The organism is Pseudomonas azerbaijanoccidentalis, assembly GCF_019145495.1.
GTDB classification, from domain to species: Bacteria; Pseudomonadota; Gammaproteobacteria; order Pseudomonadales; family Pseudomonadaceae; genus Aquipseudomonas; species Aquipseudomonas azerbaijanoccidentalis.
Genome location: NZ_JAHSTU010000011.1, coordinates 73706 through 90908 on the forward strand (window position 1 = coordinate 73706; position 17203 = coordinate 90908).

A 17203-nucleotide genomic window follows, 5' to 3' on the forward strand; every position below is an offset into this window, starting at 1 on the left:
TACCTATGACACAAGCCACGCCTGTGAAGGAAAAACGCTGGATCAAGCATTTGATTGGGGGGGGGATCACTGTCCTGTGTCTGGGGGCAATCCTTCGTCTTGTCAACGTATCCGAAGTAATGGACGCCTTGGCGCACTTCCATTGGCATTACCTGATTTTGGGTGTTGCATCGCTAGGTTTTGGATATGCAGTTCGCATCTTACGCTGGTCGATCATGCTGTCAGCGGAAGGCGCACCGGTAGGATTCAAGAATTGTGCGGAGCCTTTTTTGGGCGCAATCGCGCTGAATAACGTTTTGCCTTTTCGCTTGGGTGATGTCATTCGTGCCCTGGTGTTCCCTAGTGCGATGGGTGTGACTAAGACTGCGGCCACTACCAGTCTCGTTGTTGAGCGTCTTATCGACCTTGTGACGCTTCTGACCTGCCTCGCCGTAGGCGTTCTGGCGATTCAGTCGATCGACATCCCGCCGGCTCTCCGTCAAACCGCCTTGATTCTCGCAGTGCTTGGGGGTGTGACCCTAGCAATTGGTTTTTTCTTCTCTTCAAGCTTCGCTCGGTTGTTTAAGTTGTGGGGGGGAAGTAATGAAAGGGAACCGAAAAAACTTTCCGGCGTCTTTCTGGCGATAGCGGGCTTGTTCGAAAGCTTTGATGTTATGTCGCGTCCTCGTGTGCTTGGGCTGATGTTGCTGTTATCGATGTTGGTGTGGGCAGGCGAATCCGGGCTTTTTTATTTCGCATTGAAAGGGCTGGGTTTGGATGTTAATCCGTTGATGGCTCTGTTGGTGATGGCGATCACTACGCTTTCGACGCTGGCGCCTTCTTCACCTGGATATGTAGGGCCCTTCCATCTCGCCGCTTTTACAGCCGTGACGTTGATTGGTGGCACTTCGGCTCAAGCGGGCAGCTATGCCGTCATTGTACATCTGGCTTTATGGGTTCCGACTACGATCGTTGGGGCTCTGGCGATCTGGTCAAGGCCGGCGCTATTTAAGGCTGCGCGCAAATGACCCAGACTCATCTCATTCTGGTAAAAATAAATGAATAACTATGATGTAGTAATTGTGGGGGCCGGATTCACCGGCTTGACGGCGGCATACGTGCTGGCTAAGCAAGGTAAGCGCGTACAAGTTATTGAAGCGGACTCTACCCCAGGCGGGCTCGCAGGGATCTTCGAGTTTGATGACGGCGTTCGTGTCGAAAAATTCTACCATCATTGGTTCAATAATGATGTGTTTGTCCCTGAGTTGGTGAAGGAACTTGGTCTCGAAGGCGACGTGATTCTGCTTCCGACTCGTACCGGTATGTACTTTAATGGTCGCATGTGGAAACTTTCCACTCCATTGGATCTGCTTCGGTTTAAGGCTCTTTCATTCATTGACCGTATTCGCTTGGGTCTTTTGGTATTTCAGGTTCGCAAGATCAAAGATTGGAAAACCATTGAGCACCTAAGTATCCGAGAGTGGTTGGAGGGTATGTGCGGTAAGTCAGTATACAAGGTGGTATGGGAACCACTAATTAACTCCAAGTTTTCGGTGTATGCTGAAGCAGTCAACGCAGTATGGATGTGGAAGAAGCTCGTTCTGCGTGGTAGTACTCGTAATGACAAAGGCGGAGAAGAACTGGCCTATTTCAAGGGGGGCTTCGGGCGCCTCGCTGAAGCACTCGTGGCTGGTATTCGTGCGCATGGTGGTGAGGTTACATTCAATTCTGCTGTGCAAGGTTTGGTAACAGAAGGCAAACGGATCACTGCAGTAACAACTGACAAAGGTTCTGTAGAGGGGAATAAGTTTCTCTTTACGCCTTCGTTCCCTTTGATTGCTGATATGTTTACAGGGGTTGCCGAGGAGCAGTGGCTCAAGAAATTGCGCCGAGTTAAATACCTTGGAAATATGTGTCTGGTGCTCCGTCTTAAGCACAGTTTGTCCGATACGTACTGGTTGAACGTCAACGATCCGGGTTTTCCTTTTGTTGGTGTCATTGAACATACTAACTTTGATACTCCGGAAAACTATAAGGGTACTCATATTGCCTACTTGTCACGTTATCTTGCCACCGAAGATCCGGTGTGGGGCTACAGTGATGAGCAATATCTCGAGTTTGCCCTAAGTCACCTCAAGCGCATGTTTCCGAATTTCGAGAAAGACTGGGTTGTGGATTTCAAAGTTTGGCGGTCAGAGTATGCTCAGCCAGTGACGGAGCGTGATTACTCTCAGTATGTGCCAGATGCATCGACTCCATTTGAAAATGCCTTGATTTCGACCATGGCTCAAATTTACCCCGAGGACCGCGGGACTAACTACGCGATTCGTGAGGGACGTTTGGTTGCTGAGAAGCTTTAGGTAGAGCTTCATGCCACTTCGATGGTTCTATATTATAGAGCTGTCGGAGTGTCGAATTTTTAGTGGGTTAAGAAGATTTCGATATTTGCCGTGACTGACAATTATTAACAAGGTAGTTTATGCGTGCTTCAATAAAAGCGAACCCTGTAAGGCCAGAACACGGTATCTCCGCTTATGTCTGGATAGTGTTGTGTTTGTTTTTTGTGTTTGTTTTTCTGTGGCGTTTACCCCCGCAACGTGTCGGTGACGGATCAGAATATTACGCTATGTACTTGGCGTGGTTGGAGACTTTGAGGCCGTGGATGAGCGCTGTCTCATTTGATGCTTATCAAAAATTGTATCTGTCGAATACCATTATCGGCGTCATACCGAGTGACTCGTTGGCTAATTCATTTCCAGCGCTAAGATTAGGTGTGACAGCGGACTTTAATCACTTTTGGTTTTATAGTTTTTTGGCCTTCTTTGTGGCCAAAGTTGTGGGAGTGTTTGGAGTTGGGCTCGAGCCGCATTCAGCGTTTCTTGGGTTGCATTTTATACTGTTGGCTGTGACTTCGATGGTCTCTTACCGGCTCTATGGTAAGAGTGGAATTGCAGTGTTTTTGCTCATGACACTGTTTTCACCAATGCTATGGTTTTTTGATAAGGTTCATACTGAATTATTTACCTACTGCTTCACATTAATGGGGGTAATGTTTGTTTTTTCCAGTCGATATTTATTGGCTGCCTTTTGTTTGGCAATGGCGTCTACTCAAAATCCAAGTTTTGCGCTTGTCGCATTTGTTCCATTTGCATATCACTTTGTTCTTTTTAGGGCCAAAAAGTTTACCTTGATAGAGGTATGCTTGGTGGTGGCGACTGCGTTAGCGGTACTGGCGCATCCTGTTTATTATTTTCTGCGTTTTGGTGTGCTTACACCGCAATTGCTAGCCGGTGGGGCCTCGCTTGGCGGAAATTTGTCAACCTTCTACATCTGGATTCTGGATCCTGATCTTGGTTTGCTTCCTAATTGGCCGCTCGGCGTAGTTTTGACAGTGGCTGCTATGTTGCTACGGCTTTTTTCGTCTGAGCAGAGAGTTGCTCAGTCCAATATTATGTTCTATATATTTTGCGCGATTTTTTTGTTGGTGAATTTTTATGCGCACTCGTCTACAACAAACCTCAATTCAGGAGCGACGCCAGGCTTAGCTAGATATTCGCTTTGGTATTTGCCGATCTGGTTTCCAATTGTGTACTACGTTGTGCAAAAGTTACTTGGGAAAAAAGTTCTCGCTGCGGTGCTGTTGGTTCCAATAGCGTTAATTGGTTTAATGAGTGTTTCAAAAAATAACCCGAAGGGCACGGAGCAATATTCCAGTCCAACTTGGTTTTCCAATGCGATTCAAACCAAGCTGCCTTCTTTTTACACACCACCAGCAGAGGTTTTTGCCGAGCGCTATTCCGGTTATGGTGAGGGAATTAATAGCTTCAATCCCCTTGGTGTGTTGGGGCCAGACTGTCGAAAACTCTTGGTTTTTTCTGGGCAAGATCGTCAACTCATAACCATCCCTCCATACTGCCATATCGATCAACTGAAGTTGCGGACCTTGGTAAACACTTTCGCAAATGAAAGTTCTGATCATTTTGTCCGTCTGAGTGATGCAGATTACCTCGATGTAGTTCGCAGGGTCGCTCCGGGAGAGTATGCTATCGGGATCGCCGGAACAGGTAATTTCTTGCTGTATTCCGGCTGGTACGATCTTGAGACGTGGGGGGTTTGGTCAAGCGGCAAAAAGGCTTCCCTTTCGTTTCCTTGTAATAGTGTGCAATTTTATTCATCAAGATCTACGCTGAATTTGGTTCTTAGCTTTCGTAGCTATGGGAGCCAAGAGATAAATATTACTCAAGGTGGGGATAGTCTTTTCAAGGGCGTGATCAAGGAGCCAATTGACGTTAGTGTCCAAGCGCAATTGTCCAAGTGCAGCAATAACTTTATTGAACTTAATGTCGATATAAAAAGGCCAATTTCGCCCGCAGATGTAGGCGAATCCAATGATCACAGGAAGATTGGTGTTGGACTGTCCAAAATTACGGTTATGCCTTGAAATTAACGTCAGTTAGGGTTCGGGAGTGCTTGGCGCTCCCAGCGATCGGGTGACGTTATAGTGTATGCGGTGGTAGGCCCATGCGGCAGCAGCTTTCGAGTGTCGGGCGGCTTGTCGTTGCAAGCACGTTGATCAAAAAAGCCTGCCATTGCATCTTCTTCCAGTCGAGCCACCCCGTAACCCATTGTATACTCATCAACGAATTTTCACGCGCGAGTGGCCGAGGGCCATCTCGCTCGGTTCGACTCATCTGTGATTGCCCTCAGTGGCATTTATTAAAAAGGAGGTTGGTAATCCGAATGAAAGCAATCGTAACTGGCATCACTGGTCAAGACGGCGCCTACCTGGCGGAACTGCTGCTGGAGAAGGGGTACACCGTTTACGGTACTTACCGTCGTACCAGTTCTGTCAATTTCTGGCGTATCGAAGAGTTGGGCATTCAGTCCAACCCTAATCTGCATTTGGTCGAGTACGATCTGACCGACCTGTCGGCCAGCATCCGCCTGCTGCAAACCACTGAAGCCACCGAGGTCTATAACCTCGCTGCGCAGAGCTTCGTTGGCGTATCGTTTGAGCAGCCGATCACTACCGCGGAAATCACCGGTTTGGGTGCGGTAAACCTGCTTGAAGCGATTCGTATCGTGAACCCGAAGGTTCGTTTCTATCAGGCATCCACCTCCGAGATGTTCGGCAAGGTACAAGCTATTCCTCAGGTCGAGAGCACGCCTTTCTACCCGCGCAGCCCTTACGGTGTAGCCAAGCTCTACGCTCACTGGATGACCATCAACTATCGTGAGTCGTACGGGATTTTCGCCACCAGCGGTATCTTGTTCAACCACGAGTCCCCTCTGCGTGGTCGTGAGTTCGTAACCCGCAAAATCACCGACTCCGTCGCCAAGATCAAACTGGGCCTGATGGACAAGATGGAACTTGGCAATCTCGACGCCAAGCGCGATTGGGGTTTTGCCAAAGAGTACGTCGAAGGTATGTGGCGCATGCTGCAGGCCGATGAGCCGGATACTTTCGTGTTGGCGACCAATCGCACCGAAACTGTTCGCGACTTCGTTTCGATGGCGTTCAAGGCAGTGGGTATCACAATTTCCTGGGCAGGCACTGCAGAAGACGAGCAGGGTACTGATGCGGCGACTGGTAAAGTGCTGATCACCATCAATCCGAAATTCTACCGTCCGACCGAAGTGGAGCTGCTGATTGGCAACCCTGCCAAGGCCAAGGAAGTTCTCGGTTGGGAACCAAAAACATCCCTGGAAGAGCTGTGCCGCATGATGGTCGAAGCTGACCTGCGTCGAAATGAGCAAGGATTTTCGTTCTGATGAGCATTGCTGGCAAACGCGCACTGATTACGGGTATTCAAGGCTTCACCGGTCGTTACATGGCTGATGAACTTCAGGCTCAGGGCTACGACGTTGTCGGGCTGGGTAGTCAACCTTCCGATGAGCAAAATTATCATCAGGTAGATCTGGCCGACGGCCCGGGTTTGCGCGCGTTGCTGGCAAAGATTCAGCCGGATGTTGTTGTGCATCTCGCGGCGTTGGCATTTGTCGGTCACGGTGCAGCGGATGCGTTCTATCAGGTGAACCTGATTGGTACACGCAATCTGCTGGAAGCCGTTGCTGCCAGTGGCAAGTCGCTGGATTGCGTATTGATCGCCAGTAGCGCCAATGTCTATGGCAACGCCTCGGGTGGCCTACTGTCGGAGACCACCCTCCCGGCGCCGGCCAATGATTACGCTGTGAGCAAGTTGGCCATGGAATACATGGCCAGCCTTTGGCAAGACCGTTTGCCAATTGTCATCACTCGTCCTTTCAACTACACGGGTGTAGGGCAGGCAGATAATTTTCTATTGCCGAAAATTGTTTCGCATTTCCGTCGCAAGGCACCGAAGATCGAATTGGGTAACCTCGATGTCTGGCGCGATTTCAGTGATGTTCGTGCATTGGTGGGGGCTTATCGAGGGTTAATCGAAGCCAAGCCGCTTGGACAGACGATCAACGTCAGTTCAGGCCATACCCATTCGCTGCGTGAAGTCATCGAGATGTGCAAAGAATTTACCGGGCACGATATTGAAGTTGAGGTAAATCCTGCCTTTGTTCGCGCCAATGAGGTGAAAACCCTATGCGGAGACAATGCCAGATTGCGGGCACTGGTCCCTGGCTGGACAACACCTTCCCTGGGCGAAACATTGAGCTGGATGCTGACGGCTGAATAAATGAAGTTAATTCTCTCTGTTGAACCGGTTCGCTTCCCGCTAACCGGTATCGGTCGTTACACCTACGAATTGGCGCTGCGACTGCAGCAGAGTCCGGAAATCGCCGACTTGCAATTTTTTGCAGGTCGACGGTTTTTGCCTTCGCTGCCAACCGCTGCTGAAGCATCGGGCAGCGGTTACGGCCTTAAACGTGCCGTGCAAAAAAACTTCCTGGCAGTCGAGGCCTATCGACTGCTTATGCCATTGCTCAGGAAGCAAGCGTTGAAAGGCCATGGTGACTATCTTTACCACAGCCCTAATTATTATCTGCCGCCCTTTGCCGGCCGCAGTGTTGCAACCTTCCATGATTTGTCGCCTTTTACCTGGTCTCACTGCCATGCGCCGCAGCTTGTGCGCTATTTGCAGAAAGAGCTCAAAACCACACTGGTAAGAGCGGATGCATTGATCACGGATTCCGAATACACGCGTAAAGAACTGTCGGATTACTTTTCCTGGCCAATCGAGCGTATCCACACGGTACCGCTAGCCAGTTCTGCCGAGTTTCATCCTCGCAGTACAGAAGAATTGAGGAGCACGCTTTCGCGTCATGGTCTGGAAGTGGGCGGTTACAGCCTGTTTGTCGGGACAATTGAGCCACGCAAGAACATCGAGACTTTGCTCGATGCTTATTCCCGGCTTCCGCTTGAAGTTCGTAAGCGTTGGCCGTTGGTGTTGACTGGCTATCACGGCTGGCGAAACGAAAGCATTCACCAGCGCCTGGAAAGTGCCAAACGCGAAGGCTGGGCTTTTTACCTGGGGTTCGTACCCAGTGAGGATCTTCCTTTGTTGTTCGCGGGGGCGCGTCTGTTCACCTTTCCTTCCCTCTATGAGGGGTTCGGGTTGCCGGTTCTGGAGGCCATGAGTTCAGGTGTTCCGGTGGTCTGCTCGAACAGCTCTTCATTGCCCGAAGTCGCCGGTGATGCAGCCTTGATGTGCGATGCCAAAGACACCGAGACTCTGACTGATCTTATCCGCAGGGGCCTGGAAGACGACGTTTGGCGTGCCAGTGCTGTAGAGCAAGGCCTACTGCATGCGGCCGGTTTTTCTTGGGAGCGCTGCGCCCAGGAAACTCTTCAGGTTTACCAGAAGGTGGTCAAAGGACAATGATCAAGGTTCTGCACTTTTTCAAAACCTACTACCCGGAAACAATGGGTGGCATCGAACAGGTCATTTTCCAGATTGCTGAGGGCGGAATTCGTCACGGCTTCGAATCCGAAGTGCTTTATCTCAGTGAGCGAGGCGCGGCACGCAATGAAAAAGTCGGGCACCATCTGACGCATCGATCCAAACTCGATTTGCACGTTGCCTCCACCGGTTTCTCGCTCTCGGCGTTCAAGGATTTTGCCGAACTGGCGAAGAAAGCGGACATTGTTCATTACCATTTTCCCTGGCCTTACATGGATTTGGTGCATTTTTACAGCCGAATCAAAAAGCCAACGGTCGTGAGTTATCACTCGGATATCGTCAAGCAAAAGACGTTGCTGAAGCTCTATCAACCCTTGATGAATCGTTTTTTATCGAGCGTCGATTGTGTGGTGGCCTCATCGCCCAACTACGCCGAAAGCAGCCCGGTGCTAACTCACTTCAAAAACAAAGTGCGAGTAGTGCCTTACGGCTTGGATCGGCAGACCTACCCGAAGCCATCGCCTGAAAAGCTGGCGTTCTGGCGCGAACGTTTGGGTGAGCGTTTCTTTTTGTTCGTGGGGGCACTGCGTTACTACAAGGGATTGGACTATCTACTTGAGGCAGCGAAAACAACCCAGTTACCTGTCGTGATCCTTGGCGGTGGGCATCTAGAGGTTGAACTCAAGGAACAAGCCAGCCAATTAGGCCTGACCAATGTACATTTCCTCGGCGGGTTGCCCGACGAAGACAAGGCTGCGCTGTTGACGTTGTGCTACGCGTTTGTATTTCCTTCGCATCTCAGATCCGAGTCTTTCGGCATTTCGTTGCTGGAAGGCGCGATGTACGGCAAGCCGATGATCTCATGTGAAATCGGCTCGGGCACCACGTATATCAACATCGCTGGGGAGACCGGACTGGTGGTCCCTCCTCGAGACTCTGCCGCGTTGGCGGCTGCAATGACCCAGCTCTGGAATCAACCCGATCTGGCGGCAGCGATGGGAGAGGCTGCTGAGCGTCGCTTCGAAGCAGTGTTTTCATCTGACTCGATGGCAAAATCCTACGCCGAGATCTACCGCTCTCTGCTTTAAAGTTTTTGCAGCACAGTGCTCGTGCATTGACGTTATTTTTCCAAGGGCCAAGCATGAGATCTAAAGCATTTCTGGTGACGGGCGGGAGTGGTTTTCTGGGGCGGGCGCTGATTGTGCGGTTGGCGCGCTTCTCCGATTGCTCCGTAGTTGCGCCGCTGCGTGATCAATCTGTAACGCTGGCGATGGGCGTGCGTACGCTGCCCATGGGCGATCTCAATGGCACAAACGATTGGCAGGCGGCCCTGACCGGTATTGAGGTCGTCGTCCACACGGCCGCGCGCGTTCATGTCATGAACGAAGTGGCTCGCGACCCGTTGGCTGCATTTCGGGAAGTCAATGTCGAGGCGACATTGAACCTGGCTCGTCAGGCTGCGAAATGCGGTGTGAAGCGATTCATTTTCATCAGCTCTATCAAAGTCAATGGTGAAGGTACTGAGCCCGGTGCCGCATACCATGCTGATGATTTACCTTCCCCCATTGATCCTTACGGCATCTCGAAGCTTGAAGCCGAGCAGGGGTTGACCACGCTTGCCGCCGCCACGGGGATGGAAGTGGTAATCATCCGCCCAGTGCTTGTCTACGGCCCCGGCGTCAAGGCTAACTTTCTCAGCATGATGCGGTGGCTGCATCGTGGCGTTCCGTTGCCATTTGGCGCGATTCACAATCAGCGAAGCCTCGTTGCTCTGGACAATTTGGTTGACTTGATCGTGACCTGTTCCGATCATCCGGCTGCTGCCAACCAGGTGTTTCTGGCCAGCGATGGGCAAGACGTTTCAACCACTGACTTGTTGCGCAAGCTGGGGACATGCCTGGGCAAACCAGCACGTTTACTGCCTGTTCCCGCCGGGCTAATGAGTGCTGCGGCAACATTGTTGGGTCGGCGAGCATTAGCCGATCGTATTCTTGGGTCCTTGCGGGTCGACATCAGCAAGAACCGACAACTATTGGGCTGGACACCTCCGGTCACTCTTGAACAAGCGTTGGCCGTGACGGCGCAACATTTTCTGGATTCCCGTAAATCATGAGTTATGGCTGGTTTATCCCTGTCATTGTCGCCGTGTCTTTTTCCCTGACTTGGGCACTGCGTCGTTACGCATTGTCGCGAAGCCTGATGGATATACCCAACGCCCGCAGTTCTCACTCGGTCCCCACCCCTAGGGGCGGCGGCGTGGCCATAGTCCTGGCATTTACATTGGCGCTGTTCATGCTTTTGTTTGCAGGGTTGATGGCTTCTCCGGTGTTTGCGGCAATAGCCGGCGCCGGCGCCGTGATTGCAATTATCGGATTTATGGATGACCACGGGCACATCGCTGCGCGTTGGCGTTTATTGGGGCATTTCGCCGCTTCGATCTGGTTGCTGTTCTGGATGGGGGGCTTGCCTGCTGTTGAGCTCTTCGGGCAAGCACTTGATCTGGGATGGCTGGGTAATGTGCTGGCGGCGTTTTACTTGGTATGGCTGCTCAATTTGTATAACTTCATGGACGGTATTGACGGTATCGCCAGCGTCGAAGCGATTTGCGTTTGCCTGGGGGCATGCCTGTTGTATTGGGTCGCAGGGGATCCGGATTTAATTTGGGCCCCTTTGTTGCTGGCTGCTGCGGTGGCGGGTTTCCTTTTTTGGAATTTTCCCCCAGCCAAAATATTCATGGGCGATGCCGGGAGTGGTTATCTCGGAATTGTGCTTGGAGCACTTTCAATTCAGGCTGCGTGGGCCTCTGCCGATATGCTGTGGGGTTGGCTGATCCTGCTGGGCGTGTTCATTGTCGATGCTACGTTCACCTTATTCCGTCGCTTGCTCAGGGGGGACAAGATTTATGAAGCGCACCGCAGTCATGCCTATCAATATGCCTCTCGTCGGTTTGGCAGCCATTTAAAGGTTACAAGCGTCGTCGCATTGATCAATTTGCTTTGGCTGTTGCCTATCGCATTGGGCGTTGTGCGATTCGGCCTAGATTCAAGTTTGGGTTTGATTCTGGCCTATGCTCCATTAGTTGCGCTGGCTATCAGGTTCCGTGCGGGTGAGCTTGAAGCACCATCGGTGAAAAACTGAGTAACCGTTCTGTCATTTAGGTTTAAAAGTGGTTGAGAAGCGCTTATAAGGTTCCACTACCATGATGGGGCAGTTGAAGGAAGAAAACTGAGGTGTTTGAAGAGTTTATGGACAAAATCAGAGCACGCCTTGTTGCGCTTCCCAGGCGCCGCAAACGACTGATTCAGGTGACCACAGACATTATTCTGGTCTGGGCGGCCCTGTGGTTGGCATTCATCGTCCGATTGGGCATTGATGACATGTATAACCCGTTCAGGGTGCATTTCTGGCTATTCATAAGCGCTCCGCTTGTTGCTATCCCGTTATTCATCCGTTTCGGCATGTATCGTGCGGTCATGCGCTATTTCGGCAATGACGCGCTCATTGCCATCATCAAGGCTGTCAGTCTTTCTTCATTGATCCTGGCGCTCGTCGTTTACTGGTACAGCAACCACGAAGCCGTAGTGCCTCGCTCCATCGTCTTCAACTACTGGTGGCTCAGCCTCGTCATCATTGGGGGCCTGCGCCTCTGCATGCGCCATTACTTCATGGGCGACTGGTTCGCTGGTGCTCAGCATGTGCCATTCACCAACCGCGATGACGGCCTGACCAAAGTCGCCATCTACGGCGCAGGTGTGGCCGGTAACCAACTGGTTGCCGCGTTGCGCATGGGCCGGGTCATGCGGCCTGTCGCGTTTATCGATGATGATCCAAGCATCGCGGATCGGGTCATCGCGGGTCTTCAGGTTTATAAACCCAAGCACATTCAGCAGATGATCGATGAGTCGGGCGCCAAGGAAATTCTTCTGGCGCTGCCTTCTTCGACCCGTGCACGGCGTCGCGAAATTCTCACTTTTCTCGAGCGTTTTCCGCTGCATATTCGAAGTGTTCCCAACTTCACCGACCTCGCCAGTGGCCGGGTGAAGGTTGAAGACATTCAGGAAGTCGATATCGCTGACTTGCTTGGTCGCGATTCGGTGCCGGCACAGCCGGATTTGCTGGAGCGGTGTATCAAAGGCAAGACAGTGATGGTGACCGGTGCCGGAGGGTCGATCGGTGCAGAGCTTTGCCGTCAGATCTTCAGCCTGGGGCCGACCACGTTGTTGCTGTTTGATCACAGCGAATTCAACCTTTACAGCATTCTGTCGGAGCTGGAGCAGCGCGGGACTCGGGAGTCGGTTCCCGTTCAGTTATTGCCGATTCTCGGTTCGATTCGGCATCAGCACAAACTGCTGGATGTGATGAAAACCTGGGGGGTGGACACCGTCTATCACGCGGCGGCCTACAAGCATGTGCCGATGGTCGAGCACAACATTGCGGAAGGCGTGCTGAACAATGTGATTGGCACGCTCAACACAGCTCAGGCCGCGTTGCAGTCGGGTGTTGCCAATTTCGTGTTGATCTCCACGGACAAGGCGGTTCGCCCGACGAATGTCATGGGCAGTACCAAGCGCCTGGCCGAGTTGACGCTTCAGGCCTTGAGTCGCGAGATCGCGCCGGTGTTGTTCGGTGACAAGGCCAATGTGTCGCGGGTCAACAAGACGCGCTTCACGATGGTTCGGTTTGGCAATGTGTTGGGGTCGTCCGGTTCGGTGATTCCGTTGTTCCACAGCCAGATTAAATCGGGTGGGCCGTTGACGGTGACGCACCCGAAAATCACCCGTTATTTCATGACCATTCCTGAGGCCGCGCAGTTGGTGATCCAGGCTGGTTCCATGGGGCAGGGCGGTGATGTGTTTGTGCTCGACATGGGCGAACCAGTGAAAATCGTCGAACTGGCGGAGAAGATGATTCATCTTTCCGGTTTGAGTGTGCGCTCCGAGAAAAACCTGCAGGGCGACATCTCGATCGAGTTCACCGGTTTGCGTCCTGGCGAGAAGCTGTACGAGGAGTTGTTGATTGGCGACAACGTGTCGGCGACTCAACACCCGATGATCATGAGTGCCAGCGAAGATCATCTGCCTTGGGATGTGCTCAAGGGACGCTTGACCGAGCTGCTGGATGCGGTTGAACAGGACGATTACTCCCGCGTACGCCAGTTGTTGCGTGACACCGTGAGCGGCTACACCCCCGATGGCGATATCGTTGACTGGATCTACCAGCAGCGCCGCCTCGAACCCTGATTGTTTCACATCCTGTAACGGACACATTTTTGACAGGCTCCAGTCATCGCCTAAGTTTGGGAGGCAGCTTCGGAAAAGCTGCTTTCTCAATCGATGTCATGGAGCTTCATTTATGCGTACCGGCTATTTCACTTCTCTGGTTTTTGCCCTCCTTACCGGCGCCTCTGTTGCCGTCATTGCTGCGCCGGCCGTCACGCCGCCAATGATTGATGCGCCGTTGGCGCAAGAGGTTTCCGCGACGGCACAGTCCGGCAAGCTCGATCTCAACGCCGCCGATGCGCCCACCTTGCAACGAGAGTTGTCCGGCGTGGGAGAAGCCAAGGCCAAGGCGATTGTTGCGTATCGGGAAACCAATGGACCATTTGCGTCCATCGACGAACTGCTTGAAGTGAAGGGAATTGGCAAAGCCATTCTGGATAAGAATCGCGAGAAGCTTGAGGTGAACTAAGCTTGTAAGTCAGCGCCAGGGGCCGGTCATTGATCGGCCCTTTTGCTTTCTGGCCACAGCTGCGAGGTTTTGCCTTTTGTCGGTGACTTTAAAATTATGGCTATCATACGTCATTTAAATTATGTCTATAATAAATGCGTTTCTGTCGAAGCGTTCTGACCCTCAGGCGCTTGGCTTTCCCCTCAAGCATTTCCCTGGAGCATCGTCATGACTTCTACTCAGTCCCAAGGCACGGCCCTCGTCACTGGTGCGTCTTCCGGTATCGGCGCAGTTTATGCGCGGCGTCTGGCGGCGCGTGGTTTCGATCTGTTGCTGGTCGCTCGCGATCTGCAGCGGCTGGAGGAAGCGGCGAGCAAGTTGCGGGATGAGTACGGTGTGCAAGTCGAAGTGCTGAAAGCGGACCTGACGCAGAAAGACGACGTGCTCAAGCTTGAGCAGCGCCTGCGTAGCGATTCCAGCATCAGCCTGTTGTTGAACAACGCTGGCGTGGCGGCGGACGGTTTGTTGGCCAACGCGGATATGAACCAGCTAGAGCAGCTGATTCAGCTCAACGTGACGGCGGTGACTCGCTTGGCCTCGGCGGCGGCGGCCAGTTTTGCCAAGGCCGGGCGCGGCACGATCATCAATATTGCGTCGGTGGTGGCGTTGTTCCCCGAGCGTTTCAATGCAACTTACAGCGCCAGCAAGGCTTATGTGTTGAGCCTGACTCAATCCTTGAACGCTGAGCTGGATGGCACCGGAGTCAAGGTTCAGGCTGTGCTGCCCGGCGTGACGCGTACCGAAATCTGGGAGCGCTCCGGTATCGATGCTACGCAAATTCCGGCGGAGATGGTCATGGAGGCGGGTGAAATGGTCGACGCGGCGTTGTCGGGCCTGGATCAAGGCGAACTGGTCACCATTCCTTCGCTGCCGGATGCGGGTGACTGGGACAAATTCGTTGCGGCACGTCATGTATTGGCACCTAACCTTTCCAAGAGCCAGGCCGCTGCGCGTTACAAATGAAGCGCCTTCAATCGGCATGAGGTATTTGCGGTATGAGTGATCGTCGAGTAGTTGTCACAGGGATGGGCCTTGTATCTCCGCTGGGTAGCGGGGTGGAAGTGGTTTGGCAGCGCCTGTTGGCCGGGGGCTCCGGGCTGCGCAACCTGCCGGATGAGGTGGTCGCCGATTTACCGGCCAAGGTTGGCGGTGCGGTGCCAAGCGTCGCGGACGATGCCGAAGCAGGGTTCGACCCGGACCTGGCGACACCGCCCAAAGAGCAGAAGAAGATGGACCGTTTCATTATGTTCGCCATGGAAGCGGCGCGTCAGGCGTTGGAGCAGGCCGGCTGGCAGGCGCAGACTGCCGACGCCCAGGAACGTACGGCGACCATTATCGGCTCGGGTGTGGGTGGTTTCGGCGCGATTGCCGATGCCGTGCGCACAACAGATAGCCGTGGCCCACGGCGTTTGTCGCCGTTCACCATTCCATCATTTCTGGTCAATCTGGCGGCGGGACACGTGTCGATTCAGCACGGCTTCAAAGGCCCGCTGGGTGCGCCGGTAACGGCGTGTGCCGCCGGGGTCCAGGCCATCGGCGATGCGGCGCGATTGATTCGTTCCGGCGAGGCGGACATTGCCGTGTGTGGCGGCGCTGAAGCCGCGATCGACCGGGTCAGCCTTGCCGGGTTTGCGGCGGCGCGTGCCTTGTCCAGCGGTTACAACGACACCCCGGAACGTGCCTCGCGGCCGTTCGACAGTGGCCGCGATGGCTTTGTCATGGGCGAGGGTTCGGGTTTGCTGGTGATCGAGTCGCTGGAGCATGCCTTGGCCCGAGGCGCTCAACCGTTGGCTGAACTGGTCGGTTACGGCACCAGCGCGGACGCCTATCACCTGACCGCAGGGCCGGAAGACGGCAGTGGCGCGCGTCGTGCGATGTCGCTGGCCTTGGCTCAGGCGGGTATTGCGCCTGAACAGGTTCAGCACCTGAATGCCCATGCCACCTCAACCCCGGTCGGGGACTTGGGTGAGCTGGCGGCGATCAAGTCGCTGTTTGGCGCGGATAACAAGATTGCGGTGACATCGACCAAATCGGCTACCGGGCATCTGCTGGGTGCCGCCGGGGGGATTGAGGCGATCTTCACGCTGTTGGCCATCAGGGATCAGATCGTGCCGGCGACCCTTAATCTGGATAACCCGGACCCTGCTGCCCAAGGTGTGGACATTGTCCACGGTAAAGCCAGGCCGATGACCATCGAGTACGCATTGTCCAACGGCTTCGGCTTCGGGGGGGTGAATGCCAGCGTGTTGTTCAAGCGCTGGAACGGTTAGGTCTGGGACTGGTTCAAGTGGGTTCGCGTGACGTCGAGAATCTGCTGGGCCAGCTCGGTATTCTCGACGCTGCGTGAAAGCAGCAATGCGCCCACCAGCGTCGACATGATGACGATGCTGCGATCCACGGTGTTTGCACCTTCAAGCGAGTCTTGAATCTGTTTAAGGCGAGCATTGAGTACTACGTCAGACGTCGGACTCGGCTGCCCGCGCATGCCGAGTTCCGATGACATGGTCAGCAGCGGGCACCCTTCGTGGGGCGAAGTCTGATGCCATTCGGACAGATAAGTATTGATGAACGCTTCCAGCGGGCGTTCTTCAGCGAAGATCTGGGCGCATAACCCATCCACCTGCTTTCCCGCCTCTTGCAGCGCTTTTTCCACCAGTTCGTCCTTGGACTTGAAGTGCGAATAAAAGCCACCGTGAGTCAAGCCCAGCGCCTTCATCAAAGGTTGCAGGCCGGTCGCGCCGATACCGTCACGGCGAAAGCGTTCCGAAGCTTCCTTGATGATGCGTTGGTGGGTCTGGGCTTTATGGTCCTGCGAGTAACGCATCTGATATCTCCACATCAATGCCCCCCATAGTAACCAATGAAAATTGGATGGTGACTGTACTTCTACTTCTAAAAAGCATGCAGATGCGTCGAACTTGGTTCAAACGCGCATAAGTACTGGCACGAATAGTGATTACTCATTTGCTGAAGATTGTTGAACAATTCTGAGGCGGATGCGTATGAACAGCGGACTTTCATTGGCCGATCACATCACGTTGGAGTTGCGCGCCGACATCATCGGCGGCCGTTTAATGCCCGGTATGGCGCTGGTTGAAAACGATCTTGTGTCCGCCTACAACGCTTCGCGCAACACCATCCGTGAAGCCTTGCACCGGTTGGGGCAGGAAGGGCTGACCCGCTATGTGCGCAACAAGGGCGTGATGGTGCGTCGACTGGATGTCGATGATGTGCGCGACCTGTTCAGGGTCCGGCGTACGCTGGAGCTGCAAGCCATCCACACCTGTCGCCCGCTGCGGGATGATCAATCCGACCGGATGCTCGACGCCCTGGAGGCTACCGAGCTGGCCCGGCAGCGTGAGGATTGGCGCGCCGTCGGCACCCACAGTCTGGCGTTTCATCAACACGTCGTCGGATTGCTGCGCAGTCCACTCTTTGATGAGTTCTTCACCAATGTGGTCGCGCAACTGCGCCTGGTGTTTTGCACCGCACCAGACGAGTCGAGTTTTCAGGCGCCGTGGCTGATTCGCGACCGGCAGATCCATGAGTTGCTCATCGAGGGTGACAAACACGCCGCCGAGGAGGCGATGAGCCTCTATCTCGACGATTCCGAACACCAACTGTTGCAAATGCTCAATCCATCTTCCCATCACTGATCGAGGATT

At 53.6% G+C, this 17203-nt stretch carries 15 protein-coding genes; 14 read left to right on the forward strand and 1 reads right to left on the reverse strand.

Annotation, left to right across the window (positions count from 1 at the left end):
• The first annotated feature begins 5 nt into the window (after positions 1–5).
• The 13 genes from KVG88_RS27705 to fabF all read left to right on the forward strand — a co-directional run bounded on the left by KVG88_RS27705 (position 6) and on the right by fabF (position 15808).
• Positions 6–1007: a lysylphosphatidylglycerol synthase transmembrane domain-containing protein gene (locus tag KVG88_RS27705; RefSeq protein ID WP_217873291.1), complete on the forward strand. Its 1002-nt coding sequence runs from the start codon at positions 6–8 to the stop codon at positions 1005–1007.
• Positions 1008–1037: 30 nt separating this feature from the next.
• Entirely contained in the window at positions 1038–2339 is a 1302-nt protein-coding gene (locus tag KVG88_RS27710; RefSeq protein WP_217873292.1) for an NAD(P)/FAD-dependent oxidoreductase, read from the forward strand.
• A gap of 119 nt (positions 2340–2458) precedes the next feature.
• Entirely contained in the window at positions 2459–4420 is a 1962-nt protein-coding gene (locus tag KVG88_RS27715; RefSeq protein ID WP_217873293.1) for a hypothetical protein, read from the forward strand.
• 299 nt (positions 4421–4719) lie between these two features.
• On the forward strand, positions 4720–5751 hold the full coding sequence (gene gmd / locus KVG88_RS27720) for a GDP-mannose 4,6-dehydratase (protein ID WP_217873294.1): 1032 nt from the start codon (positions 4720–4722) through the stop codon (positions 5749–5751).
• The gene (locus tag KVG88_RS27725) at positions 5751–6647 is read left to right on the forward strand and encodes a GDP-mannose 4,6-dehydratase (RefSeq protein WP_217873295.1); all 897 of its coding nucleotides are present in this window, start codon (positions 5751–5753) and stop codon (positions 6645–6647) included. The genes gmd and KVG88_RS27725 overlap by 1 nt, the downstream gene beginning before the upstream one ends.
• On the forward strand, positions 6648–7793 hold the full coding sequence (locus KVG88_RS27730) for a glycosyltransferase family 4 protein (protein ID WP_217873296.1): 1146 nt from the start codon (positions 6648–6650) through the stop codon (positions 7791–7793). It abuts the gene before it with no gap.
• A complete protein-coding gene (locus KVG88_RS27735; RefSeq protein WP_225934182.1) occupies positions 7790–8899 on the forward strand; it encodes a glycosyltransferase family 4 protein in 1110 nt (369 codons plus the stop codon). Before KVG88_RS27730 ends, KVG88_RS27735 begins: the two co-directional genes overlap by 4 nt.
• Positions 8900–8952: 53 nt before the next feature.
• Positions 8953–9924 carry a UDP-glucose 4-epimerase family protein gene (locus tag KVG88_RS27740; RefSeq protein WP_217873297.1) on the forward strand — a complete coding sequence of 324 codons (972 nt, stop codon included), beginning with the start codon at positions 8953–8955 and terminating at the stop codon, positions 9922–9924.
• On the forward strand, positions 9921–10949 hold the full coding sequence (locus tag KVG88_RS27745) for an MraY family glycosyltransferase (RefSeq protein ID WP_217873298.1): 1029 nt from the start codon (positions 9921–9923) through the stop codon (positions 10947–10949). Before KVG88_RS27740 ends, KVG88_RS27745 begins: the two co-directional genes overlap by 4 nt.
• 107 nt (positions 10950–11056) lie before the next feature.
• Positions 11057–13051, forward strand: a complete 1995-nt coding sequence (locus KVG88_RS27750; protein ID WP_217873299.1) for a polysaccharide biosynthesis protein — start codon at positions 11057–11059, stop codon at positions 13049–13051.
• A 112-nt stretch (positions 13052–13163) separates the two neighbouring features.
• Positions 13164–13499, forward strand: coding sequence for a ComEA family DNA-binding protein (locus KVG88_RS27755; protein WP_217873300.1), 336 nt, complete (start codon positions 13164–13166; stop codon positions 13497–13499).
• Between the two features lie 207 nt (positions 13500–13706).
• Complete coding sequence (locus tag KVG88_RS27760; RefSeq protein ID WP_217873301.1) at positions 13707–14501, forward strand: SDR family NAD(P)-dependent oxidoreductase; 795 nt, start codon at positions 13707–13709, stop codon at positions 14499–14501.
• Positions 14502–14533: 32 nt separating this feature from the next.
• Entirely contained in the window at positions 14534–15808 is a 1275-nt protein-coding gene (gene fabF, locus KVG88_RS27765; protein ID WP_217873302.1) for a beta-ketoacyl-ACP synthase II, read from the forward strand.
• Here fabF and KVG88_RS27770 read toward each other — a convergent pair.
• The gene (locus tag KVG88_RS27770; protein ID WP_150704718.1) at positions 15805–16362 is read right to left on the reverse strand and encodes a TetR/AcrR family transcriptional regulator; all 558 of its coding nucleotides are present in this window, start codon (positions 16360–16362) and stop codon (positions 15805–15807) included. The two genes, fabF and KVG88_RS27770, sit on opposite strands and share 4 nt — an antisense overlap.
• A gap of 178 nt (positions 16363–16540) precedes the next feature.
• Between KVG88_RS27770 and KVG88_RS27775 the strand changes: the two genes are divergently transcribed.
• On the forward strand, positions 16541–17194 hold the full coding sequence (locus KVG88_RS27775; RefSeq protein ID WP_217873303.1) for a GntR family transcriptional regulator: 654 nt from the start codon (positions 16541–16543) through the stop codon (positions 17192–17194).
• Positions 17195–17203 lie beyond the last annotated feature (9 nt).